This is a genomic window from Streptomyces sp. NPDC039423 (assembly GCF_055598725.1).
On the sequence record NZ_JBVKAH010000002.1, the window covers coordinates 641360 to 665145 of the forward strand.

A 23786-nucleotide genomic window follows, 5' to 3' on the forward strand; every position below is an offset into this window, starting at 1 on the left:
ACATGGCGTAATGCGCACGCAATCTAGGGGACCGGTCCGCCGCGCGGAACCCCGGTCCGGATAACGGACGGGTCTCGTAAGGATCTCGGTGGCGTCAGCCGTTGGGCCGCTTGAGACGGGCCACGAACTTGTACCGGTCTCCCCGGTACACCGAGCGCACCCATTCCACCGGTTCGCCGTTCTCGTCCAGCGAGTGCCGGGAGAGCATCAGCATCGGCAGGCCCACGTCGGTCCCGAGCAGGCCCGCCTCCCGGGGCGTCGCCAGGGAGGTCTCGATGGTCTCCTCCGCCTCGGCGAGGTGGACGTCGTACACCTCGGCCAGCGCCGTGTAGAGCGAGGTGTACTTGACCAGCGACCGCCGCAGCGCCGGGAAGCGCTTGGCCGACAGGTGGGTCGTCTCGATGGCCATCGGCTCGCCGCTCGCCAGCCGCAGCCGCTCGATGCGCAGCACCCGGCCGCCGGGGGAGATGTCGAGCAGCCCGGCGAGGGTGTCGTCCGCCGTCACGTACCCGATGTCGAGGAGCTGCGAGGTGGGCTCCAGGCCCTGCGCGCGCATGTCCTCGGTGTACGAGGTGAGCTGGAGCGCCTGCGAGACCTTGGGCTTGGCGACGAACGTGCCCTTGCCCTGGATGCGCTCCAGCCGTCCCTCGACGACCAGTTCCTGGAGCGCCTGCCGGACGGTCGTGCGGGACGTGTCGAACTCGGCGGCGAGCGTCCGCTCCGGCGGTACGGGCGTACCGGGGGGCATGGTCTCCGTCATGTCCAGCAGGTGCCGCTTGAGGCGGTAGTACTTGGGCACGCGCGCGGTGCGGGTGGCTGCCCCGCCCTCGGTCTCGGTGCCGCCTCCATCCGTGGCCATGACCCGCCTTCCCGACTCCTGTGCTGTTGCCGTCACCGGCTCCTCCGTCTATTGCGGCTCACATGGTGGCACGGACCGGTCACGGGTCGTCGCCCTCCCTCAGGTGTCGGTCCGGTAACGGACCCGACTGCCCTTCTTATACACCCTTGACACCCCTAAAGGTCTAGGCCAAGCTCCGGGTTACTGGTCTAAACCATTAAAGACCAGGTCCCAGTCCCACGGGCAGCACGGGCAGTACACCGGTATGGCTTCGCGGTGGGGGCAGGGTTTGCAGGCATCCCTGAGGAGGGTGGCGTGAAGCGCAAGCTCATCGCGGCGATAGGCGTCGCGGGCATGATGGTCGGTATTGCCGCGTGTGGCTCGGACGACGGCAAGGGGGGCGGCTCCGACGCCGGTGGCGACAAGACCCTGACCGTCTGGGTGATGGACGGCTCGGCTCCCGACGCGTGGATCAAGAACGTCAACAAGGAGTTCGAGGCCAAGCACAAGGGCGTCAAGGTCAAGGTCGAGATCCAGCAGTGGAACGGCATCCAGGAGAAGGTCACCACGGCCCTCTCCGAGGACGCCCCGCCGGACGTCATCGAGCTCGGCAACACCCAGACCGCCGGCTACGCCGCCACCGGTGGCCTCGCCGACCTCACCGAGGACAAGGCCGAGCTCGGGGCCGACGGCTGGAACAAGGGCATGCTCGCCTCCAACGAGCTGGACGGCAAGCTCTACTCCGCCCCCTGGTACGCCGCCAACCGTGTCGTCGTCTACGACAAGGCCGCCTACAAGAAGGCCGGCGTGACCCCGCCGAAGACCCGCGCCGAGTGGATCGACGGCCTCAAGAAGCTCAAGGCGTCCGACGCCAAGACCCAGCCGATCTACCTGCCCGGCCAGAGCTGGTACGTCTACGCGGGCTTCGTCTGGGACGAGGGCGGCGACCTCGCCGTCAAGGACGGCGACAAGTGGAAGGGCAACCTGTCCTCCCCCGAGGCCGTGGCCGCCATGAACTTCTACAAGGAGCTCCAGTCGTACTCGACCGCTCCCAAGGACAAGGACGAGGCGACCCCCCAGCAGTCCACCGACATCGTCCCCAAGGGCGGCGTGGCGTCCTGGATCGGCCTCGGCTGGGAGGCCGGCGGCGCGATCGACGCCATGAAGAAGGCCGGCAAGACCGCCGACTTCGGCTACTTCCCCATCCCGGGCAAGACCGCCGACAAGCCCGGCTCCGTCTTCTTCGGCGGCTCGAACCTCGCGGTGTCCGAGCGCTCGCGGAACAAGGACCTGGCCAAGGAGTGGCTGGCGCTCGCCGCCGGCAAGGAGCACATGGCCAAGTACGCCGAGGCCACCCAGGGCGCGCTGCTCCCCAACAACGACGCGGCGCAGTTCAAGCCGGCCGCCGGCTCCTTCGCCGAGGCGATGGCCAAGGCCGCGCCCGTCGGCAAGATCACCCCGGTCACCCCGGGCTGGGCGAACGTCGAGACCGCTCCCAACCCGATCAAGGACTACATGACCAAGGTCCTGAAGGGCGAGGACGCCAAGAAGGCCGGCGAGGCGGCCGACAAGGTGATCACCGAGCGCGTCAACCAGCAGTGACCGCACCGCCGCGGGTCGCCCCAGGGGTGCGGCCCGCGGCGGTCGCCAGCCCCCCGGTGGTGCGACCGGTGACCCCATGCCGGTCGCACCACCGGGTCCATGACCCGGTCAGCACAGAACCGCGAGGAAGAAGACCATGACCGTGGACTCCCAGGGAGCGGTGAGCGCCGCCCCCCAGGACGCGCCCGGGAGCGCGGCGGGGACGCCGAAGACCCCGCCACCCCCGGCCGGCTCGAAGAACGCCCCGAAGCCTCCTCGCGGCAGGCGCTCCCTGCCCGGCGGGGTGCTGCCCTACCTGCTGATCGCCCCCGCCGTCCTGTCCATGGCGGTGCTCCTGCTCTACCCGCTCGTCCGCAACGTGATCCTCTCCTTCCAGCAGGTCGGCCGGAGGGAACTGATCACCCGGAAGCCCGAGTGGAACGGCGTCGAGAACTACACCGAGCTGCTGGGGGACTCCCAGTTCTGGACCGTCGTGGTCCGCAGCGTCGTCTTCACGGCGGCCAACGTCGCCCTGATCATGCTCCTCGGCACCCTGATCGGCCTGCTGCTCAACCGGCTCGGCACCAAGATGCGCCTGGTGCTGTCCCTGTCGCTGATGCTCGCCTGGGCCATGCCGATCGTCGCCTCCGTCACCGTCTTCCGGTGGCTGTTCGACGAGCAGTTCGGCGTCGTCAACTGGCTGCTGCGCACCCTCGGCTTCGCGGGCTACGAACAGCACAACTGGTTCGAGACCGGCTTCTCCACCCTCGTGATCGTGATGATCCTGCTGGTCTGGGGCTCGATCCCGTTCGTCGCGCTCAACATGTACGCGGCCCTCACCACCGTCGGCGGCGAGCTGTACGAGGCGGCGAAGATGGACGGCGCGAACGGCTGGCGGACGTTCTGGTCCGTGGTCTTCCCCAACCTCAAGCCGTTCTTCCTGATCACCACGTTCCTGGAGATCATCTGGATCTTCAAGGCGTTCGCCCAGGTGTACGCGATGAACCTCGGCGGCCCCGACCGGGGGTCGGAGACCCTGCCCGTGTTCGCCTACATCGAGGGCCAGGGGCAGTTCCACTACGGGGTCGCCGCCGCCATCTCCGTACTGACCATCGTGATGCTGATCGCGGCCATGTCCTTCTACTTCCGCCTGATCCTGAAGCAGGAGGAGGAGCAGTGAGCACCACCACCGCCACCACCGAGGCCGCCGCCCGCACCCCGCAGGTCCTCCGCCGCAGGAAGCCGCTCCGGCCGGGGACGGTCGCCAAGAACGCCGCCGCGCTCGTCCTGGCCGCGCTGTTCGTCTTCCCCGTCTACTGGATGCTCAGCTCCTCGCTGAAGCCGCAGTCGGAGATCCTCAGCAAGGACCCGGTGTTCCTCTTCGTCCCGACGTTCGAGAACTACCCGACCGCCACCGGCGTCGACCTGTTCTGGACGTACGTGGGCAACAGCCTCACCGTCACGATCGGAGCCGTCCTGCTGGCCCTGGTCGTCGCCCTGGCGGCGAGCTTCGCCGTCGCCCGGATGAAGTTCCGCGGCCGCAAGGGCCTGGTGCTGGGCGTGATGATGGCGCAGATGGCCCCCTGGGAGGTCATGGTCATCGTGATGTACATGATCGCCCGGGACGGCGACATGCTGAACAGCATCCCGCTGCTGACCGCGATCTACTTCGTCATGGTGCTGCCCTTCACCATCTGGACCCTGCGCGGCTTCATCGCCGCCGTCCCGGTGGAGCTGGAGGAGGCGGCCCAGATCGACGGCTGCACCCGCGGCCAGGCCTTCCGCAAGGTGATCTTCCCGCTGCTGGCGCCCGGCCTGATGTCGACCTCGCTCTTCGGCTTCATCACGGCCTGGAACGAGTTCGCGATGGTCCTGATCCTGAACAAGGAGAAGACCGCGCAGACCCTGCCCCTGTGGCTCACCCAGTTCCAGACGGCCTTCGGCAACGACTGGGGCGCCACCATGGCCGCCTCCTCGCTCTTCGCCCTGCCCGTCCTCATCGTGTTCCTCTTCCTCCAGCGCCGGGCCGTCGGCGGTATGACCGCCGGCGCAGTGAAGGGATAACGGCACCCCATGACGACTCTCGTACGCGGCGCCTCCCCGACCCTGGTCAGGGACGCGCTCACCGTGCTCCAGCCCGGCTTCACCGGCACCACCCCGCCCGACTGGCTGCTGCGGCGCATCGGCGAAGGCCTGTCCGCGGTGGGCCTGTTCGGGCGGAACATCAGCGACGACGCCCAACTGGCGGCGCTCACCGCCCGGCTGCGGGCCGAGCGGGACGACGTCCTGGTCGCCATCGACGAGGAGGGCGGGGACGTCACCCGGCTGGAGGTCCGCACCGGCTCCTCCTTCCCCGGCAACCTCGCCCTCGGCACGGTCGACGACACCGGCCTGACCAGGGCCGTCGCGGCGGAGCTCGGCCGCCGCCTGGCCGCCTGCGGCGTCGACTTCAACTGGGCGCCCTCCGCGGACGTCAACTCCGACCCGGACAACCCGGTCATCGGCGTACGGTCCTTCGGCTCCGACCCGGAACTGGCCGCCCGCCACACCGTGGCCTATGTCGAGGGCCTCCAGTCCGTGGGCGTCGTCGCGTGCACCAAGCACTTCCCCGGCCACGGCGACACCAATGTCGACTCCCACCTCGCCATGCCCCGCGTCGATGTGGACCTCGACACACTGCACGCCCGTGAGCTGGTGCCCTTCCGCGCCGCGATCGCGGCGGGTACCAAATCGGTGATGAGCGCGCATATCCTGCTTCCCGCGCTCGACCCGGACCGCCCGGCGACCCTGAGCCCGCGGATCCTCACCGGTCTGCTGCGCCAGGAGCTGGGCTTCGAGGGCCTGATCGTCACCGACGGCATGGAGATGCAGGCCATCGCCTCGACGTACGGCATCGAGCGCGGCTCCGTCCTCGCGCTCGCGGCGGGCGCCGACGCCATCTGCGTCGGCGGCGGCCTGGCCGACGAGGAGACCGTCCTGCGCCTGCGCGACGCGCTGGTCGACGCGGTACGAACCGGCGAACTGGCCGAGGAGCGGCTGGCCGACGCGGCGGCGCGGGTGCGCGCCCTCGCGTCCTGGACCCGGGCGCACCGGGCCGGGGGGCCCACGACGGAGCCGGGCGCGCCCATCGAGGAGGGGAGCGCGCCCGGCACCGGCATCGGTCTGGTGGCCGCGCGCCGCGCGCTGACCGTCACCGGCCGGCGCGAGCCGCTCACCGGCCCCGCCCATGTCGCCGTCTTCGCCCCGGTCGCCAACATCGCGGTCGGCGACGAGACCCCCTGGGGCGTCGGCCCCGAGCTGGCGCGGCTCCTGCCGGGCACCACGACGGGGACGTACGCCGCCGACGCCGCCGTGGACCGGGTGCTGCGGGACGCGGGGGAGCGGCGGGTCGTCGCGGTCGTACGGGACGCCCACCGCCACCCGTGGATGGCGGCCGCCCTGGACGGGCTGCTGGCCGCCCGCCCGGACACCGTGGTCGTCGAGATGGGCGTGAACCAGGCGCCGGCACGCGGGGCCCTGCACATCGCGACGCACGGGGCGGCGCGGGTGTGCGGCACCGCCGCGGCGGAGGTCGTCGCCGGGGTGTGAGACCCATGGGGAAGGGCCGGTACCCGAGCGGGTACCGGCCCTTCCGTGTACGCGGCGGGCGCGCCGGCGCGCCCGCCGGGGGAGCGCTCAGATGCCCTGCCAGGAGGGCTTGTTGGCGTAGGTGTGGCGGAAGTAGTCCGCGAGCTTCAGCTTGGCGGCGGCCGCCTCGTCGACCACCACCGTGGCGTGCGGGTGGAGCTGGAGCGCGGAGGCGGGCACCACCGCGGCGACCGGGCCCTCGACGGTCTGGGCGACGGCCTCGGCCTTGCCCTCGCCGGTGGCGAGGAGGACCAGGTGGCGGGCCTCCAGGATGGTGCCGATGCCCTGGGTGATGACGTGGTGGGGCACCTGGTCGATGTCGCCCTCGAAGAACCGCGCGTTGTCGACGCGGGTCTGCTCGGTCAGCGTCTTGATCCGGGTACGGGAGGCGAGCGAGGAGCAGGGCTCGTTGAATCCGATGTGCCCGTCGGTGCCGATGCCCAGTATCTGGAGGTCGACGCCGCCCGCCTCGGCCAGCGCCCTGTCGTACGCCTCGCACGCCGCCTGTACGTCCTCGGCCGAGCCGTCCGGGCCCAGGAAGGCCTCGGGGCCCAGGCCCAGCGGCTCGACGACCTGGCGCAGCACGGTGGAGCGGTACGACTCCGGGTGCCCGGCCGGCAGCCCCACGTACTCGTCGAGCTGGGCGATCCGGGCGCGGGAGACGTCCACCGCTCCCGACCGGACCTTGGCGGTCAGCGCGTCGTAGATGGGCAGCGGGGTGGAGCCGGTGGCCACGCCGAGCAGCGCGTCCGGCTTGCGGCGCAGAAGAGCGGCGATGCCTTCGGCGATGAGCTCGCCGCCCGCCTCGGCGTCCTGGACGATGACAACTTCCACGCTGGGCCTGCCCTCTCGGAGAACGTATGTGGTATAGACCAATCTAGCAGAACGGGCCCTCCGACTGGCGGCTTCCGGAGCGTCCGTGCTCGACTGGTGCGCATGAGCGAGCAGCCGGGCCGGATCATGTCGGGTGAGATGGCGGAGCAGCCTGCCGTGCTGCGCCGGATCCTGGAGCGGGGCGCGCCGGCGATCCGCTCCGTGGCCGGGGCGATCGCCGCCCGCCGCCCCCGGTTCGTCCTGCTGACCGCGCGCGGGACGTCCGACAACGCCGCCCTGTACGCCAAGTACCTGCTGGAGATCCGGCTCGGCCTGCCCTGCGGGCTGACCTCCATGTCGACGACCACCGCCTACGGGGCCCGGCCCGACCTCACCGACGTCCTGGTCATCACGGTCAGCCAGTCCGGCGGCTCACCCGACCTCGTCGCCTCCACCAAGGCGGCCCGTGAGGCCGGCGCGATCACGCTCGCCGTCACCAACAACGCCGACTCGCCCCTCGCGGCCGTCTCCGAGCACCACATCGACATCCTGGCCGGCCCCGAGAAGGCGCTGCCCGCGACCAAGACGTACACCGCCTCGCTGCTGGCCCTCTACCTGCTGGTCGAGGGGCTGCGCGGCGGCGCCGGCGAGACCACCGCCCGTGCCGTCCCCGACCTGGCGGCCCGCGTCCTGGAGCGCCGCCCGGAGGTCCAGGCCCTGGCCGGCCGCTACCGCTTCGCCGAACGCATGGTGATCACCTCGCGCGGCTACGGCTACCCCACGGCCAAGGAAGCCGCGCTGAAGCTGATGGAGACCAGCTACATCCCCGCCCTCGCCTACTCCGGCGCCGACCTGCTGCACGGCCCGCTCGCCATGGTGGACAACATCTCCCCGGTCATCGCGGTCGTCCCCGACGGCAAGGGCGGCGCCGCCCTCCAGCCCGTCCTGGACCGCCTCCGCGGCCGCGGCGCCGACCTGGTGGTCATCGGCCCCGCCCCCCAGGTCGAGGCCGCCTCCGCCGGCTTCGTCCTGCCCACGGAAGGGCTCCCGGAGGAGCTCCAGCCCATCCTGGAGATCCTGCCGCTCCAGCTCCTGGCCCATGAGGTCACCATCGCCCGCGGCCAGGACCCCGACGCGCCCCGCGCCCTCGCCAAGGTCACCGAGACGCGCTGAGCGCCCCGGCCGGGGTCACGGCAGGGAGCCGTTCGTCGCGTCGATCCAGTGCCCCGTCACCGCCCGCGCCCCGTCCGACGCCAGGAACGCCACCACGTCCGCGATGTCCGACGGTGTGCCGACCTTCCCCAGGGCGGAGTACGCCGCCGCCCGCGCCCGCGCCTCGTCGTCGCCCCGCAGCCAGCCCGCGTTGATGTCCGTGTCGACGATGCCGGGCGCCACGGTGTTGACCGTGATCCCCCGGGGCCCGAGCACCTTCGCCAGGTACGACGTGAACAGGTCCAGCGCACCCTTGCTCATCGCGTACGTCAGGTGCTCCGGCATCAGCGCCGCCCGTGAGAGCCCCGTCGAGATGTTGATGATCCGGCCGCCGTCCCGCAGCCGCCCGAGCCCCTCCCGGGTCACGAAGAACGGCGCCTTGGTGTTGACCGCGAAGACCTGGTCGAACCCCGCCTCGTCGATCTCCGCGAACGGCGCCGGAGCCGTGATGCCCGCGTTGTTGACGAGGATGTCCAGCCCTTCCGCATGCCGGTCGAACGCGGCCCACAGCCCCTCCGCGTCCCCCGGCACGCCCAGCTCCTGCCCGATCGCGAACGCCGAGCCGCCGGCCTCCTCGATCGCGGCGACGGTCTCCTTCGCGGCCGTCTCGTTGCTGCCGTAGTGGACGGCGACGAGCGCCCCGTCGCGCCCGAGCCGCTCCGCGATGCCCCGCCCGATGCCCCGGCTGCCGCCGGTGACCAGTGCCGTCCTGCCCGTGAGCGCTCCCATGGAAAACGCCCCCCCTTTTCTCTAGTGGTCGTTACAGAAAGACCGTAGCAGAGATTTTTTAGCGGGCGCTATAAAATGCTTCCCATGGCGACGACACGACGCGGCCGCCCCCGCTCCTTCGACCGTGCCACGGCCCTGGAGCGGGCGACGATGGCCTTCTGGGAGCACGGCTACGAGACGACGTCGGTGGCCGACCTGACCCGGGTCATGGGCATCGGCGCGCCGAGCCTCTACGCCGCCTTCGGTGACAAGCGGGCGCTCTTCGACGAGGTCGTGACCGTGTACGCGGAGTCGTACGGCTCCTACGCGCGGCGCGCGCTGGACGGTGAGCCCACGACCCGGGCGGGCGTCGCCCGGATGCTGCGCGAGGCGGCGACGGAGTTCACCGACCCGGCGCACCCGCGCGGCTGCCTGATGATCTCGGCGGCGCTCAACTGCGGTACCCCCGAGGTGGCCGACTCCCTCCGCGACCGCCGCAACGCGAACCTGGCGGCCGTCGAGTCCCGGATCCGCGCCGACATGGCGGCCGGTCTGCTCCCGCCGGACACGGACGCCCGGGCGCTGGCCCGCTTCAGCGGGGCGGTCCTCCAGGGCATGTCCCAGCAGGCGCGGGACGGCGCGACCAAGGAGGAGCTGGAGGCGGTGGCCGAGGCGGCCATGCGGGCGTGGCCCGGACGGGAGGCGGCGGCTCCCGCCCCGTGACGCACCTGGGTGTCCGGCGGCGGCTCCCGCTCCGTGACGCGCCCGCAGCCGGCGGCTCCCGCCCCCGGAAACACCCGCGGGCCGCGGCGCCAGGACGGGACCCTCAACCCGTCCGGCACCGCAGCCCGGAGTTTCCCGGCCGTGGGTGTGCGGTCCCCCGGCCGTGTGGAGGACTCGGCGCAGTCAGGGCAGAGAGCGCCGGGTACCTCGATCCACCCTCCTGTGCGGGGAGGGCGGAAGCACGTGTTGTCGCATTGTGGACTAGACCAATCCGGTCTGTCCATCGGGCCGCGATCGATAATCCATCACCCATACTCCCTCACCGACCGGCAGAACACCAGGCTCGGGACCGCGGGTACGCTCGCACACGTGCCCTCCATGAACGATCTCGTACGCCAGCACACCGCACTCAGCGAGTCCGACCTCGAATGGCTCCACCTGCTGGTGTCGGAGTGGCAGCTGCTCTCCGACCTCTCCTTCGCCGACCTCGTCCTGTGGGTCCCCACCCTCGACGGCACCCGGTACGTCTCGGTCGCCCAGATGCGGCCCAACACCGGACCCACCTCCTACCAGGACGACATGGTCGGCCACCTCGTCCCGCGCGGCCGCCGTCCGCTGCTCGACGCCGCGCTCGACGAGGGCCGGATCGTGCGCGAGGGCGACCCGGAGTGGCGCGAGGAGGTCCCGGTGCGCGTCGAGTCCATCCCCGTACGCCGCGAGGGCCGGGTACTGGGAGTGATCGCCCGCAACACCAACCTGCTCACCGTCCGCACCCCCAGCCGGCTGGAGCTGACCTACCTCCAGTCCGCCTCCGACCTGGCGCAGATGATCGCCGCCGGGACCTTCCCCTTCCCCGGTCAACAAGTCGACATGGATGCCTCGCCGCGCGCCGGTGACGGCCTGATCCGGCTCGACGCGGACGGCGTCGTGCAGTACGCCTCGCCCAACGCGCTCTCCGCCTACCACCGCCTCGGCCTCGCCGCCGACCTCGTCGGCCAGCACCTCGGCCAGATCACCGCCGAACTCGCCCCCTCCCGGGGCCCGGTGGACGAGGCCCTGGTCAAGCTGGCCAGCGGGTACGCCCCGCGGGAGGCGGAGGTCGAGGGCAACGGCGGCGTCATCCAGCTACGGGCCATCCCGCTCAAGCCCAAGGGGACCCGGATCGGTTCCCTGGTCCTGCTCCGGGACGTCACCGAACTGCGGCGCCGCGAGCGTGAGTTGATCACCAAGGACGCCACCATCCGGGAGATCCACCACCGGGTGAAGAACAACCTCCAGACCGTGGCCGCCCTGTTGCGCCTCCAGGCCCGCCGGATGGACTCCGACCACGGCCGCGAGGCGCTCAACGAGGCGGTGCGGCGCGTCGGCTCGATCGCCATCGTGCACGAGACGCTGTCGCAGAACCTCGACGAGCGGGTCGAGTTCGACGAGATCGCCGACCGGGTGATCTCGATGGTCGCCGAGATCTCGCCCGGCAAGGTCACCTGCCGCCGCAACGGCCGCTTCGGCATCCTCGACGCCGAGGTCGCCACCCCGCTCTCGATGGTCCTCACCGAGATCCTCCAGAACGCCCTGGAGCACGCCTTCGCCCCGGCCGAACGCGGCACGGTCGAGGTCTCGGCGGTACGCGGCGACCCGCGCGCCCGCGACGCCCGCCTGCTGATCACCGTCCAGGACGACGGCCGCGGCCTGCCCGAGGGCTTCGACCCGCAGCGCGCCGGCAACCTGGGCCTCCAGATCGTACGGACCCTGGTGGAGGGGGAGTTGGGCGGCACGTTCGACATGCAGCCCGCCCCGGGAGGCGGCACCCGGGTGGTGCTCGACGTCCCGGTCCAGACGCAGAAGTAGCGGCGGACGCGGCCGGGCGGCCGGCGAGGCCGGTCGGGGCCGGGCGGGAGGACAGCAGCGAGCCCCGGACCGTGGAAAACGGTCCGGGGCTCGAACGCTTTGGGTTACTGCTGCGCGCTGCGGCTCGGGAGGCGGGTCAGTGCGTACACGCTGTACGCGCCGCCTGGCTCAGGCTCGTAGCGGTGGCGTCGCTCAGGCGCTGGCGTTACGCGCCCGGTTGCGGGCGGCGCGGCGCTTCATGGCGCGACGCTCGTCCTCGCTGAGGCCACCCCAGACGCCGGAGTCCTGGCCGGACTCGAGCGCCCACTGCAGGCACTGCTCCATGACGGGGCAGCGTCGGCAGACAGCCTTGGCTTCCTCGATCTGCAGCAGCGCAGGACCGGTGTTGCCGATGGGGAAGAACAGCTCGGGGTCTTCCTCACGACAAACGGCGTTGTGACGCCAGTCCATGGCTGCTACCTCTCCTTGGTGTTGCATGCACGGTGCTTGTGAATGTGAACGCTTTCACGAATCCCCCAACAAGTGAAGGGCCGAACGCCAGATGAACTGGTGTGGTCCTGGATTTGAGGAGGGGTTCTGGCTCTCACTGGAGGCCGGTCTTGCGGGCCGTCCCGATCGCCATGTAGAGATTCGCAAACCTCGGCTGCGGATACAACCCCTTCTGGAAAGTTTTTTTTGATTCCTCGGTGTCGGCTAGGTCACAGCCGTACTTCTATGGGGTGGACCCTGGCCCATACGTTCGAGATAAAGGACCAAGGGCCCTTCCACTCACACAATCACACGCAGTGCACGACGAACGCCTGTGAACGTCACGCTGCTGCGCAGACCCAGGTGGTCTCCGTCCATCTGGAAGGGCAGCGGCACCTTCGAATGCAAGGTGAAGTCGGTCAGGTCGTGCAGGGAGAGGGCGTGCTTGCCCTGGGGTCCGCGCTCCGGGCTGGACGTCAGCAACTGGGTCGCGTACCGCGCCACCGAAGCGGTCGACAGCCGGCTCAGCGCGAGCACGTCGAGCGCGGTGTCGAAGGACGCCCCGGGCGACGCGTACACGGGACGATTCCCCAGGTAGGTCCAGGGGGCGGTGTTGCAGACTATGGACAGCGAGAGGTCGTGGACCGGGTCGTGGCCCGGGCGCTCCAGCGTGATCGCACCGCGGCCCCGGCGCGGCTCGTCCAGGAACTGACGGACGGCCTGCCGGATGTAGAGCGCGTGGGTCGATCTCTTGCCGCGCTCCCGCTGCTGCTCGACCCGGCCGATCACACCGGCGTCGAATCCGAAACCGGCACAGAACGTGAACCAGCGGGCCGGAACGGACTCGTCCTCGGTACCGGGCGTCCCCGCCGCCAGCCCCAGACCGACCGTCCGGTCGCGGCGCTCGCGCAACGCGTCCAGCAGCACGCCCGTCGCCTCGACCGCGTCGTTGGGCAGGCCCAGCGCGCGGGCGAAGACATTGGTGGACCCGCCGGGCACCACCGCCAGGTGCGGAAGCCGGTCGGGATCGGGGCCGTGGTGCAGCAGACCGTTGACGACCTCGTTGACCGTGCCGTCACCGCCGAGGGCGACGACCAGCTCGATGTCCTGGGAGTCGGCGGCCCGGCGCGCGAGGTCACGGGCGTGCCCCCGGTACTCCGTCGTGACCGCCTCCAGCTTCATCTCGCTGGCCAGCGCGTGGATCAGTACGTCACGGGTGCGGGCACTGGTGGTGGTGGCTGCCGGATTGACCACGAGGAGTGCGCGCATGCCCGCCAGGTTACCTACCGCGCGGTACCCGGCGCAGTGGGTCCCCGCCCCTGTCCACGGGCCGGACGCGCCCGGCGGGCTACCCTGCGGGGGTGAGCAGTACGGAGCAGACCCCCGCCACCCCCTCCCCTTCCGCCTCCCGCCCGGGCCGGGTGACCGGCGCCGCGGCCGTGGCCGCGCTGGAGGCGCTCGCCCTGCTCGCGGGCGGCGCCTACCTGCTCGTGACGAGCCTCACGGGCCGGCCCGACGACCTGACGCAGGCGCTCACCGGCGGCGCCACGCTCGTCGCGCTCGGCCTGATCCCGCTCGCCGCCGCCCGCGGGCTGCTGCGCTGCCGTAGCTGGAGCCGCGGGCCGGCGATCATCACCCAGCTCATGGCCGTGCCGGTGGCCTGGACGCTCCTCCGGTCCTCCGGTGCCGCCGTCCCGGCCGGCATCGCCCTGGCGGCCGCCGCGGTCACCGGACTGGTCCTGCTGGTCCACCCGGCCACCACCCGGGCCCTGGGCATCCGGCCCCGCGCCTGACCCCGGGGCATCGCGGGGCCGCGGCGCCGGAGCGCCGAGGGAACCCGGGTGCCGGAGCCGGAGGTCACTCCTCCACGAGGAGCTTCTCGCGCAGCTGCGCCAGTGTGCGGGCCAGCAGACGCGAGACGTGCATCTGCGAGATGCCGACCTCCTGGGCGATCTGCGACTGGGTCATGTTGCCGAAGAACCGCAGCAGCAGGATGCGCTTCTCGCGCGGCGGCAGGTCCTCCAGCAGCGGCTTGAGCGACTCGCGGTACTCGACTCCCTCCAGCGCCTCGTCCTCCGCCCCGAGGGTGTCGGCGACCGCCGGGGACTCGTCGTCCGTGTCCGGGACGTCCAGCGAGAGCGTCGAGTACGCGTTCGCCGACTCCAGGCCCTCCAGGACCTCCTCCTCCGAGATCCCGAGGCGCTCGGCGAGCTCGTGCACGGTCGGGGAGCGGCCGTGCTGCTGCGAGAGCTCCGCGGTGGCCGTGGTCAGGGAGAGGCGCAGCTCCTGGAGGCGGCGGGGCACCCGCACCGCCCAGCCCTTGTCGCGGAAGTGGCGCTTGATCTCGCCGACCACGGTCGGGGTCGCGTACGTGGAGAACTCCACGCCCCGGTCGGGGTCGAAGCGGTCGACGGACTTGATCAGGCCGATCGTGGCGACCTGCGTCAGGTCGTCCAGCGGCTCACCGCGGTTGCGGAACCGGCGCGCCAGATGCTCGACCAGCGGCAGATGCATCCGCACGAGCCGGTTGCGCAGCTCGGCCCGCTCGGGCGAACCGTCCGGCAGTGAGCGCAGCCGCACGAACAGGGCCTTCGCGCCACTGCGGTCGTTCGGATCGTGGTGGTTCTGCTGCTGCTCGTTCATCCGGTCCGCCCGCTCATCCAAAAGACCGTCCACCGGGTGCGGCCGCGCCTGCTGTTCCGGGATCGAGCTCAGTGCCCGTGGGCCGCGCTCCTCGTCTCGCACCGGACCGTCCCCGTTCCTCACGCCGGCCCGGGTCCCGCGCCGCGCTGTTTGTACAGGCTGATGGAGACCGTCCGGTCGTCGGCGACGGACGAGTCGACCTTGCCGGCCAGCGCCGAGAGCACCGTCCAGGCGAACGTGTCCCGCTCCGGCGCCCTGCCGTCGGTGGTGGGCGCCGAGACCGTGACGTCCAGGGAGTCGTCGACGAGGCGGAACACGCAGCTCAGGACCGAGCCGGGCACCGCTTGCTGGAGCAGGATCGCGCATGCCTCGTCGACCGCGATGCGCAAGTCCTCGATCTCGTCGAGGGTGAAGTCCAAACGCGCCGCGAGACCGGCCGTGGCCGTACGCAGCACGGACAGGTAGGCACCCGCAGCGGGCAGCCGGACTTCCACGAAGTCCTGGGTCCCGGGCTCGCCTGCGATCTGGGACACCCTCACCTCCAAGGTGGCACAAGCTCTTTCGGGGCTCCGGGAAGGTAGATCCTCCGCGGAACCGGTGCGGTACGCAGGTGTGCGTAGTCCGCCGTGACGCTATCGCGATCCATGGTGCCGTGTCGCCGGGACCCCCGGTCCGGCGCCTGTCACTCATGGTAAGCACATGGGTACGCTCAGTGGCTAGTGTCGTGCGGGGCCCAATCGCGAGAAACCGGCGGAGGGTTGACGTACCCAGACGTCACACGATCGAACCGTCGACGAAGCACCAACGCCACTTCTCACCGGGTTCGTACGTCCGCATCACCGGATGACCGGTCTCCTCGAAGTGCCCCGTCGCGTGCCGGCCGGCCGAGGAGTCGCAGCACCCGACGTGCCCGCACAACAGGCACAGCCGGAGCTGCACCGGGTGCGTGCCGTCGGCGGCGCACTCCGGACAGGTGTCCGACAGCGGGACGGGCTCGGGACGTGGCAGTTCGGCCAGGTGCAGACACTCACGCATGATGGCCAGGGTACCGAGGCGGGGCCTCGGTGGTCGGTGATCACGGGTGGAGCCGGGGCGGAACGCGCACGGCCGTCCCGCCCGGGAGTGGGGAGACGATGGACGTACTGTCACTGGTGGCCCTGGTCGCGGTGAGCGCCGTGATCGCCGGCGCGGCCCGGCTGACGCCGGTTCCGGCACCGCTGCTGCTGGTCGCCGCCGGGCTGGCCGCCTCGTACGTGCCCGGGGTGCCGGACTACACCCTGGACCCGCACGTCGTGCTGCCGCTGGTGCTGCCGCCGCTGCTGCACACCGCCGCCCTGGACTCCTCCTACCTGGACCTGCGGGCCAACATCCGTCCGGTCGCCCTGCTGTCGGTCGGGTACGTGCTGTTCGCGACCCTCGCCGTCGGCTGGCTCGCCCACCTGATGGTGCCCGACCTGCCGCTGACCGCCGCCCTGGTGCTGGGCGCGGTGATCGCCCCGCCGGACGCGGTGGCCGCCACCGCCATCGCCCGCCGCCTGGGACTGCCCGGCCGGATCACCACGATCCTCCAGGGCGAGTCCCTGGTGAACGACGCGACCGCGATCACCGCGTACAAGGTGGCGCTCGCGGCGGCCGTCGGGGAGGGCGTGAGCTGGGCCGGCGGGATCGGCGAGTTCGCCCTCGCGGCGCTCGGCGGGATCGGCGTCGGCCTGGTGCTGATGGTGCCCATCCACTGGCTGCGCCGCTGGCTGCGCGAACCGCTGCTGCAGAACACCCTGTCCTTGCTGATCCCGTTCGTCGCCTACGCGGCCGCCGAACGCGTCCACGCCTCCGGCGTCCTCGCCGTCGTCGTGGTGGCCCTCTACCTGGGGCACCGCTCCTGGCAGGTCGACTTCGCCACCCGCCTCCAGGAGGAGGCCGTGTGGAAGATGGTCGCCTTCGTGCTGGAGACGTCCGTCTTCGCGCTGATCGGGCTCCAGCTGCCCCACGTGGTGCGGGAGCTCGGCACGTACGGGACGGGGGAGGCCGCCCTCTACGCGGCCGGTGTGTTCGCCGCGGTGGTCGTCGTCCGGTTCGTCTGGGTCTTCCCCGCCACCTACCTGCCGCGGGCGCTGTCGCGCCGGGTGCGGGAGCGTGAGCCCGCCGTCGACCGGACCGCACCGGTGATCGTCGGCTGGGCCGGGATGCGGGGCGTGGTGTCCCTGGCGATCGCCTTCTCCATTCCCGTCAGTACGGCGGGGGAGGCGTTCCCGGCCCGGAACCTGGTGCTGTTCCTGACGTTCACCACGGTCATCGGCACCCTGGTCGTACAGGGCCTCACCCTGCCGCCGCTGATCCGGGCGCTGAAGCTGCCCGGCCGGGACACCCAGGCCGAGACGCTCGCCGAGGCCCAGGCGCAGAGCGAGGCGTCCCGGGCGGCCGAGGAGCGCCTGGAGCAGCTCCTGACCGACGAGCACAACGCCCTGCCGCAGCCGCTCGCCGACCGGCTCCGCACCGTCCTGGAGCGGCGCCGCAACGCGGTCTGGGAGCGGCTCGGCGCGGCCAACCCGGTCACCGGCGAGTCGGCGGACGACACCTACCGGCGGCTCGCCCGCGAGATGATCGAAGCGGAACGCGAGGTCTTCGTCCGGCTGCGCGACGAGCGGCGCATCGACGACGAGATGATGCGCACCCTGCTGCGCCGGCTGGACCTGGAGGAGGCGGCCGCCTACCGCGAGGCCGCCGACGGCTGAACGGGGTCCGGACGGCCGGTGACGACCGCGGCGAGGACGGTCCCCGGTGGGAAGGCTCCCTCCCCGGCGAGCGTGACGAGCCCGTACAGCATTTTGGCGACATATATGCGCTCGACGGCGACCCCGTGCCGCGCCCCGAAGTCGGCGGCGAACGCCTCCAGGGCCGGCGCGGTACGGGCGTAGCCACCGAAGTGGAACCGCTCGTCCAGGCTCCAGTCGCCCGCCGGCCCGCCGAACGCCGCCTCCTGGAGGGCCCGTATCTCTCCGCCCAGGAACCCGCCCCGGAGGACCGGTACGCCGAGCGCGCGGCGGCCGGCGCCCAGCCCCGCCGCCAGCCCGGCGAGCGTGCCGCCCGTCCCGCACGCGACCGCCGCCACGTCCACGCCCCGCGCGGCCAGCTCGCGCCCCAGTTCGGCGCAGCCGCGCACCGCGAGCGCGTTGCTGCCGCCCTCGGGGACGACGACGCTGTCCGGCGGGGCCTCGCCCAGGAGGCGCGCCAGCACCTCCGGATCGCCCTTCGCGCGATACGTGGCGCGGTCCACGAACAGCAACCGCATCCCGTCCGCCGCGCACCGCGCGAGCGACGGGTTCAGGGGCCGGTCCGCGAGCTCCTCGCCGCGCACCACCCCGGTGGTGGGGAAGCCCAGCAGCCGGCCGGCGGCGGCCGTGGCGCGCAGGTGGTTGGAGTAGGCGCCGCCGAAGGTGAGCACCGGGCGCCCGGCCGCGGCGGTCAGGTTGGGTGCGAGCTTGCGCCACTTGTTGCCGGGCAGGTCCGGGTGGATCAGGTCGTCGCGCTTGAGCAGCAGCCGCACGCCGTGCCGGGTGAAGCGCTCGTCCTCCACCGGCTCCAGGGGGGAGGGGAGCCGGGGACCGAGGGAGGACGGGGGCAGCGCGTTCACCCGGCCATTGTCACTTCAGCCGTTCCTCGACGCGTGCCCGCATGGTGTTCATGGAGAAGCCGCGCGGATCGACCTTGCCCGGCTGCCACTCCAGGTGGCCGATGACCGAGCGGGCCGTCCAGCCGTGCCGGCGGCAGATGGCCGCCGCCACCTTCTCGATGGCCAGCAGCTGCGCCTCGGGCCACGGGTCCTCGCCGTCGCCGAGGTTCTCGCACTCGAAGCCGTAGAAGTGGGTGTTGCCGTCGGCGTTCGTCTGGTTGTCGTGCGGCAGCGCCTTCTCGGCGATCACGGCGCGCAGCACGTCCCGGTCGCCCGGACCGGCGTGGTTGGCACGGCCGTAGCCGACCAGGTGGACGCGGCCGTCCTTGGTGATCACGCCGTGGCAGAGCGGGCCCGGGAGGCCCGGGCGGCCCTTGCGGCAGAGATCCACGGTGTGGTCGCTGCCCTCGGTGACGCTGTGGTGGATCATCACACCGTGCACCGGCCCCCAGGGGCCCTTGTGGTTGCGGTTGTGGGTGCGCCAGTCGCCGACCTCGACGACCGTGAGGCCTTCGTCGCGCAGCGCGTCGAGAAAGCCGTTCGCGGACATGGGTGGGGCCACGCCGCCTCCTTCTGGTTGTGCCGTGCCGGGGTGCTACCCCGCCGGCGGGAACGGGTCATGGGGTGTTCGCGGTGTTCGGATGGCGTGCGAGCCGATCCGGACAGCGACGGGTGAGGCTGCTGGGGAGGGCGAAATCCCTGTCATGCCCAGTGGGTGAAAGATCCAGTCTCGCTCTTTTGTGTAATGGCGCCGCCACACACCGTGATGAAAGGCTTTTCCTCTGAAGGTCGGTTCATGGTCGAGAGGGATGTTCATGTCGGTTGGTTCGGTTGGCGAGGAAGTCCGCGACGAGGTAGGGCGGCCGCAGCAGAGTCTCGGCACGGCCGCCGCGCGGAACCTGGCGACCACCACCAAGTCGGTGCCGCAGATGCAGGAGATCACCTCCAGGTGGCTGCTGCGGATGCTGCCGTGGGTGCAGGTGCAGGGTGGTACGTACCGGGTGAACCGGCGACTCAGTTACGCGGTGGGTGACGGCCGGGTCACCTTCGTCCAGACCGGTGAGCAGGTCGCCGTGATCCCGAACGAGCTGCGGGAACTGCCGGCCCTCCGCTCCTACGAGGACGACGCCGCGCTCACGGAGCTGGCGCAGCGCTGCGCGCAGCGGGAGTTCGCGCCCGGCCAGGTGATCGCCGAGGCCGGCGCGCAGACCGACCGGGTGTTCCTGCTGGCGCACGGCCGGGTCGAGCAGGTCGGCACCGGGCCGTACGGGGACGAGGCGGTGCTCGGCGTCCTCGCCGACGGGGCGTACTTCGGCGACGCGTGCCTGGCCGACCGGGACGCCACCTGGGAGTGGACGGCCCGCGCCGCGACCGCCTGCACCGTGCTGGAGCTCACCCGCGCCGACGTCACCAACCTGGCCGAGCGCGCCCAGTCGCTGGCCGGGCACCTGGCCGCGCTGGCCTCCCTGCCGCACCAGCGCACCAACAAGTACGGCGAGAAGGCCATCGACCTGTCGGCCGGCCACGTCGGCGAGGCGGTCGTCCCGCACACCTACGTCGACTACGAGGCCTCGCCGCGCGAGTACGAACTGAGCGTGGCCCAGACGGTACTGAAGGTGCACAGCCGGGTCGCCGACCTCTACAACCAGCCGATGAACCAGACCGAGCAGCAGTTGCGGCTCACGGTCGAGGCGCTGCGCGAGCGCCAGGAGCACGAGCTCATCAACAACAAGGAGTTCGGGCTGCTCGCCAACTGCGACTACGGGCAGCGGCTCCAGCCGCACGACGGCGTGCCCGGCCCGGACGACATGGACGAGCTGCTCTCCCGCCGCCGCGGCAACAAGATGTTCCTCGCCCACCCGCGCGCCATCGCCGCGTTCGGCCGCGAGTGCAACAAGCGGGGGCTGGTGCCCGGCTCGGTGGAGGTGGCGGGCCACCAGATCCCGGCCTGGCGCGGCGTGCCGATCTTCCCGTGCAGCAAGATCCCGGTCTCCGAGGCGCGTACGACCTCCATCCTCTGCATGCGTACGGGCGAGGAGGACCAGGGCGTCATCGGCCTCCACCAGACCGGCATCCCGGACGAGATCGAGCCCAGCATGTCGGTCCGCTTCATGGGCATCGACGAGCAGGCGATCATCTCCTACCTGGTCACCGCCTACTACTCGGCGGCCATCCTGGTGCCGGACGCCCTCGGCGTCCTGGAGAACGTGGAGGTCAGCCGCTGGCGCTGAGGCCGGCCGTGCCCCGTGCCCGCCCGGTGGCGGATGCCCACCGGGCGGGCACGAGCCAGCCCGGCCCGGTGGGCGGGCCGCCGGGTGGCCTCCGGCCGCCGGTGCGGCCGCGAGCGGGGACGGGGGCCTGTCCCGCACCCCGGTCCGCCGGTGCGGCCGCGAGCGGTGACCGGAGCCTGTCCCGCATCCCGGAACCGTCCTACCCTGGGGGTATGGGCAGCGAAGGACGCCGAACCGTCCGCCGCCCGCAGGCCGCGCGCGAGCCCGTGTGCCCGGCCTGCGGACAGCCTGTCGGTACGGCCATCGAACGACACAAGGTGCTCGGAGCCTGGGTCCCGGTGTGGCGCCCACGGCCCTGCCACAACCCCGTGTGCCTGCGGTACACCGCGGCGGAGAGGGAGGACGACCCGGGCAAGGGCGCCAAGACCGGATGAAGTCCGGCTCCTGGGGTGACCGGCGCACGCCGGGGGCGGTCGTAGCGCTACAGTCCGCGCCATGTCATCGGAGTCGACGGAAGTCTGGACCGGCTGGTACCGGGACCGCCGCGGTGCGGAAGCGATCGCGATCACGGCGGACGGGCGGCGGATCGCCACCCGCGTCAGGGGCGTGGAGTACGCGGGCGCGCGCCTGGACGCGCTGAGCGCGGCGGAGGAGAACGGCGGCCTGCCCCTGGCCGGCTGCGTACTGGAGTGGGACCTGCCGCTGCCGGTCCTCCTCGACGGTGACGCCCAACGGGCCACGCTCAGTTGCCTGTTGGCGCTGGGCGAAGCCCTGTCCGACGGCTCGCCCGAGCGGGTGGACCTCCAGCTCACCCTGCACTGCGGGGGAGCGGCGTACGAATCGGGCCTGGCCGGCGGGGACGTCGACCACGCCCTCGACCGCATCCTGCGCCAGTTGCCGCCGGGGACCCGGTTCGGCCGCACGCTCCTGGAGGGCGCCGGGGCCGCGGCCTGACCTTCCGGTACGGCCCCCGGAGGCGGGCCCGGGGCGGCTCGCCGCGGGCCCACCGGGGTGTGGCGAGGGTCAGGACACCCGGGCCACGGCGGCCGCCAGGCCGTTGCGCCACAGGTAGTCGACGCGGGCGCGTTCCTGGGTGTTCGGCTGGGCGTTCTGGCAGGACGTGCCGGGCCCGCCGCCGGACATCAGTTCGCTGCACGGCCCGGAGTAGTGGTCGGGCAGCCCGAGGACGTGACCGGTCTCGTGGGCGGTGACGCGCGTGGAGTTGTACTGCTGGTTCTGCCGGTAGTCGAGGAAGATGTAGCCCCGGCCGTGGCCGTCGGTGCTGGCGTACGAACCGCGGGAGTCGTTGCCCTCGTAGTACCGGAAGTCCGGGTTGCTGCCCTCCTGGAGCTTCACGTTGCTGACGGAGCTGTTCCAGATCTGGGTGGAGCGGGCTATCTGGGTGCGGAAACTCGGGGCGCCTGTCGACGAGTAGACGACGGTGACGGCCAGGGCGCCGGGGTTCGCGGCGCGCTTCTCGGCGACCGACTCCATGACCGCCTCGAAGAAGGCCCGGTTGGCCCTGGCCTCCTCGGCGGAACCGGCGTACGCCGCGTACGACGACGGCACCGGGGCGGAGGCGGCCACCGGGGCGGACGCGGATGCGGGGGCGGCGGTGGCGGTCGCGGCCGGTACGGCGGCCAGGGCGGCGGCGAGGCTCAGGGCAGCCGACAGCACGGCCTTGGGGTGTCTCATGGGGGGCTCCTCGTGATCCTGAACGGCTGGGTGGGCCGTTCGGTTGGGGAGAGTGTCGGGGAGTCGGCGTCCCGTACGGATGATGTCAGCGGGCGATAGCACCGGCGCATCACCCGGCCCCAAGTCCCCTTCCGTATCTGGTGGTTCGGCCGTCAACCGCCTTACTCTCGGGGCATGGAGCTGGAGGTGAGGCACCTGCGGGCGCTGTGCGCCATCGCCGACACGGGCAGTCTGCACAAGGCCGCCCGCCTGCTCGGCGTCAGCCAGCCGTCCCTGACGACGCAGCTACGGCGCATCGAACACGCCCTGGGCGCCGAACTGTTCGCGCGCGAGCGCACCGGGTGCCGGCCCACCCCGCTGGGCCACGCGGTGCTCAGCCGCGCCCGCCCCCTGGTGACCCAGATGGCCGCGCTCGTCACCGAGACCAGGGCGGCCGCCTCCCGCGCCGACGGCGCCCGGCTGCGCGTCGGCTCCACCGCGAGCCGGGCGCTGGCGGGCTGGCTGCGGCGGCTGCGGGACCGGCTGCCCGGCACGGACATCACCCTGCACATGGACGTCTCGGCGGGCGCCCTGCTGCGGGCCCTGGCGGCCGGGCGGCTCGACGTGGCGTTCGTCCACGAGGTCGAGGGCTGCCCGCTGCGCGTACCGGACGGGCTGGAGCGGCGCGTCCTGGTCGAGCGGGAGCCGCAGTTCATCTCCATGGCGCGGGACCACCCGGCCGCCGCCGCGCCCGTCGTCGAACTCACCGACCTGGCCGGTGACCGCTGGATGGTCGACCCCACCGTGGACGGCGAGTGGGACGGGCTGCGCCGGGTACTGGGGGCGGCCGGCATCGACCCGCCCGTCCTGCACGGCGACTACCACACGGCCGCGTCCCTCATCGTGGCCGGTGAGGTCGTGGCGCCCTGCCAGCCGACGTCGGGGCCGCGCGACGACATGGCGATACGGCCGTTACGGGGCGACCCGCTGGCGGTGCGCCTGCTGCTCTACAGCCGCCCCGGGCCGGACCCCGATGACGCCGGCGGCCCGGCGTACCGGGAACCGGCCCGCACCGACCTGCTGTACGCCGACCTCGCGGCCGCCTACCGCGAAGCGGCACTCCGCACCTCGGCGTACCGCCAGTGGCTCCTCCGCCACGGCAGCCCCCTCACCCACGCCGCCTGACCCCGGAAGCCGCCCGTGCCCCCCACCCCTGCCTCCCTCACCGACGGCCACCTCGTGCTGCGCGAATGGACGGACGCGGACCTCCCCGCCATGAGCGAGCTGTTCGACGAGCCCGACGTCGCCCACCGCACGCCCCTCGCCTCCCCCTTCGACCGGGCCGCGGCGACCGCCTACCTGGCGATGATCCGCCGCACCCGCGCCGACGGCACCCGGCTCCATCTGGCGATCACCGAGCACGGCGGCCCCCCGCTGGGCGAGGTCCTGCTCGGCACCGGCCAGGGCGCCATCGGGTACGCCGTGGGCGCCGCCCACCGCGGCCGGGGCCTCGCCGCCGGGGCCACCCGCCTGTTGACCCGCCACGCCCACGAGGTGCTGGGCCTGCCCCGGGTGGTCCTCCTGATCGAGCCGGACAACACCGCGAGCGCGGCCGTCGCCCGCGCGGCCGGCTTCCGCCTCATCGTCGAGCCGCCCGTGACCGTACGCGGCAACGGCCGCACCCACCCGCTCCTCACCTGGGCCCACACCGCCCCCGCCGCGTCCTGAGCCCGGACGCACGGCGGCCCGG

24 protein-coding genes are annotated in these 23786 nt (G+C 72.2%); 13 read left to right on the top strand and 11 right to left on the bottom strand.

The window, feature by feature from the left end; all coding sequences use genetic code 11:
• Positions 1-94: 94 nt before the first annotated feature.
• Positions 95-859 (bottom strand): GntR family transcriptional regulator, encoded by a 765-nt coding sequence (locus tag ACZ7LK_RS08960; protein ID WP_366127527.1) that lies wholly within the window; start codon positions 857-859, stop codon positions 95-97.
• Positions 860-1153: 294 nt separating this feature from the next.
• Here ACZ7LK_RS08960 and ACZ7LK_RS08965 point away from each other — a divergent pair, with 294 nt between their 5' ends.
• From ACZ7LK_RS08965 to ACZ7LK_RS08980, 4 genes are all read left to right on the top strand, one after another.
• Positions 1154-2440, top strand: a complete 1287-nt coding sequence (locus tag ACZ7LK_RS08965; RefSeq protein WP_392272135.1) for an extracellular solute-binding protein — start codon at positions 1154-1156, stop codon at positions 2438-2440.
• A gap of 136 nt (positions 2441-2576) precedes the next feature.
• Entirely contained in the window at positions 2577-3599 is a 1023-nt protein-coding gene (locus ACZ7LK_RS08970) for a carbohydrate ABC transporter permease (protein WP_392272134.1), read from the top strand.
• A gap of 107 nt (positions 3600-3706) precedes the next feature.
• The gene (locus tag ACZ7LK_RS08975) at positions 3707-4483 is read left to right on the top strand and encodes a carbohydrate ABC transporter permease (RefSeq protein ID WP_392272673.1); all 777 of its coding nucleotides are present in this window, start codon (positions 3707-3709) and stop codon (positions 4481-4483) included.
• A gap of 9 nt (positions 4484-4492) precedes the next feature.
• Positions 4493-6007, top strand: coding sequence for a glycoside hydrolase family 3 protein (locus tag ACZ7LK_RS08980; RefSeq protein ID WP_392272133.1), 1515 nt, complete (start codon positions 4493-4495; stop codon positions 6005-6007).
• 87 nt (positions 6008-6094) lie between these two features.
• On the opposite strand, the gene nagB is transcribed toward ACZ7LK_RS08980, so the two are convergent.
• On the bottom strand, positions 6095-6880 hold the full coding sequence (gene nagB / locus ACZ7LK_RS08985; protein WP_392272132.1) for a glucosamine-6-phosphate deaminase: 786 nt from the start codon (positions 6878-6880) through the stop codon (positions 6095-6097).
• Positions 6881-6982: 102 nt separating this feature from the next.
• Here nagB and ACZ7LK_RS08990 point away from each other — a divergent pair, with 102 nt between their 5' ends.
• Positions 6983-8032, top strand: a complete 1050-nt coding sequence (locus tag ACZ7LK_RS08990; protein ID WP_392272131.1) for an SIS domain-containing protein — start codon at positions 6983-6985, stop codon at positions 8030-8032.
• Positions 8033-8047: 15 nt separating this feature from the next.
• Here ACZ7LK_RS08990 and ACZ7LK_RS08995 read toward each other — a convergent pair whose 3' ends face one another.
• Positions 8048-8800 (bottom strand): SDR family oxidoreductase, encoded by a 753-nt coding sequence (locus ACZ7LK_RS08995; RefSeq protein WP_392272130.1) that lies wholly within the window; start codon positions 8798-8800, stop codon positions 8048-8050.
• A gap of 84 nt (positions 8801-8884) precedes the next feature.
• On the opposite strand from ACZ7LK_RS08995, the gene ACZ7LK_RS09000 reads away from it, so the two are divergent.
• Positions 8885-9502: a TetR/AcrR family transcriptional regulator gene (locus tag ACZ7LK_RS09000; protein ID WP_392272129.1), complete on the top strand. Its 618-nt coding sequence runs from the start codon at positions 8885-8887 to the stop codon at positions 9500-9502.
• A 378-nt stretch (positions 9503-9880) separates the two neighbouring features.
• Positions 9881-11350 carry a sensor histidine kinase gene (locus tag ACZ7LK_RS09005; protein WP_471139575.1) on the top strand — a complete coding sequence of 490 codons (1470 nt, stop codon included), beginning with the start codon at positions 9881-9883 and terminating at the stop codon, positions 11348-11350.
• Between the two features lie 192 nt (positions 11351-11542).
• On the opposite strand, the gene ACZ7LK_RS09010 is transcribed toward ACZ7LK_RS09005, so the two are convergent.
• Positions 11543-11800 carry a WhiB family transcriptional regulator gene (locus ACZ7LK_RS09010; protein ID WP_003953983.1) on the bottom strand — a complete coding sequence of 86 codons (258 nt, stop codon included), beginning with the start codon at positions 11798-11800 and terminating at the stop codon, positions 11543-11545.
• Between the two features lie 318 nt (positions 11801-12118).
• Positions 12119-13087, bottom strand: coding sequence for a diacylglycerol/lipid kinase family protein (locus tag ACZ7LK_RS09015; protein ID WP_392272128.1), 969 nt, complete (start codon positions 13085-13087; stop codon positions 12119-12121).
• A 92-nt stretch (positions 13088-13179) separates the two neighbouring features.
• On the opposite strand from ACZ7LK_RS09015, the gene ACZ7LK_RS09020 reads away from it, so the two are divergent.
• On the top strand, positions 13180-13611 hold the full coding sequence (locus ACZ7LK_RS09020) for a hypothetical protein (RefSeq protein ID WP_392272127.1): 432 nt from the start codon (positions 13180-13182) through the stop codon (positions 13609-13611).
• A gap of 64 nt (positions 13612-13675) precedes the next feature.
• On the opposite strand, the gene ACZ7LK_RS09025 is transcribed toward ACZ7LK_RS09020, so the two are convergent.
• The 3 genes from ACZ7LK_RS09025 to ACZ7LK_RS09035 all read right to left on the bottom strand — a co-directional run bounded on the left by ACZ7LK_RS09025 (position 13676) and on the right by ACZ7LK_RS09035 (position 15496).
• On the bottom strand, positions 13676-14584 hold the full coding sequence (locus ACZ7LK_RS09025) for an RNA polymerase sigma factor SigF (RefSeq protein WP_471139224.1): 909 nt from the start codon (positions 14582-14584) through the stop codon (positions 13676-13678).
• Complete coding sequence (locus ACZ7LK_RS09030; protein ID WP_064068524.1) at positions 14581-14994, bottom strand: ATP-binding protein; 414 nt, start codon at positions 14992-14994, stop codon at positions 14581-14583. Before ACZ7LK_RS09030 ends, ACZ7LK_RS09025 begins: the two co-directional genes overlap by 4 nt.
• A gap of 241 nt (positions 14995-15235) precedes the next feature.
• Positions 15236-15496: a UBP-type zinc finger domain-containing protein gene (locus ACZ7LK_RS09035; protein WP_392272125.1), complete on the bottom strand. Its 261-nt coding sequence runs from the start codon at positions 15494-15496 to the stop codon at positions 15236-15238.
• 98 nt (positions 15497-15594) lie between these two features.
• Here ACZ7LK_RS09035 and ACZ7LK_RS09040 point away from each other — a divergent pair, with 98 nt between their 5' ends.
• Complete coding sequence (locus tag ACZ7LK_RS09040; RefSeq protein ID WP_469464264.1) at positions 15595-17193, top strand: Na+/H+ antiporter; 1599 nt, start codon at positions 15595-15597, stop codon at positions 17191-17193.
• Here the strand turns inward: ACZ7LK_RS09040 and ACZ7LK_RS09045 are convergent.
• Together ACZ7LK_RS09045 and ACZ7LK_RS09050 are read right to left on the bottom strand one after the other, a co-directional pair.
• Positions 17169-18092 carry a 1-aminocyclopropane-1-carboxylate deaminase/D-cysteine desulfhydrase gene (locus ACZ7LK_RS09045; protein WP_392272123.1) on the bottom strand — a complete coding sequence of 308 codons (924 nt, stop codon included), beginning with the start codon at positions 18090-18092 and terminating at the stop codon, positions 17169-17171. The genes ACZ7LK_RS09040 and ACZ7LK_RS09045 overlap by 25 nt on opposite strands.
• Positions 18093-18102: 10 nt before the next feature.
• Complete coding sequence (locus tag ACZ7LK_RS09050) at positions 18103-18693, bottom strand: N-acetylmuramoyl-L-alanine amidase (RefSeq protein ID WP_392272122.1); 591 nt, start codon at positions 18691-18693, stop codon at positions 18103-18105.
• A 253-nt stretch (positions 18694-18946) separates the two neighbouring features.
• On the opposite strand from ACZ7LK_RS09050, the gene ACZ7LK_RS09055 reads away from it, so the two are divergent.
• A complete protein-coding gene (locus ACZ7LK_RS09055) occupies positions 18947-20362 on the top strand; it encodes a family 2B encapsulin nanocompartment shell protein (protein WP_392272121.1) in 1416 nt (471 codons plus the stop codon).
• Positions 20363-20857: 495 nt separating this feature from the next.
• On the top strand, positions 20858-21316 hold the full coding sequence (locus tag ACZ7LK_RS09060) for a DUF6304 family protein (protein ID WP_392272120.1): 459 nt from the start codon (positions 20858-20860) through the stop codon (positions 21314-21316).
• A gap of 69 nt (positions 21317-21385) precedes the next feature.
• Here ACZ7LK_RS09060 and snpA read toward each other — a convergent pair whose 3' ends face one another.
• Positions 21386-22057 carry a snapalysin gene (gene snpA / locus ACZ7LK_RS09065; RefSeq protein WP_469464263.1) on the bottom strand — a complete coding sequence of 224 codons (672 nt, stop codon included), beginning with the start codon at positions 22055-22057 and terminating at the stop codon, positions 21386-21388.
• Positions 22058-22231: 174 nt separating this feature from the next.
• Between snpA and ACZ7LK_RS09070 the strand changes: the two genes are divergently transcribed.
• Together ACZ7LK_RS09070 and ACZ7LK_RS09075 are read left to right on the top strand one after the other, a co-directional pair.
• Entirely contained in the window at positions 22232-23221 is a 990-nt protein-coding gene (locus tag ACZ7LK_RS09070) for a LysR family transcriptional regulator (RefSeq protein ID WP_392272118.1), read from the top strand.
• A 15-nt stretch (positions 23222-23236) separates the two neighbouring features.
• Complete coding sequence (locus tag ACZ7LK_RS09075) at positions 23237-23764, top strand: GNAT family N-acetyltransferase (protein WP_471139231.1); 528 nt, start codon at positions 23237-23239, stop codon at positions 23762-23764.
• The last annotated feature ends 22 nt before the right edge of the window (positions 23765-23786 follow it).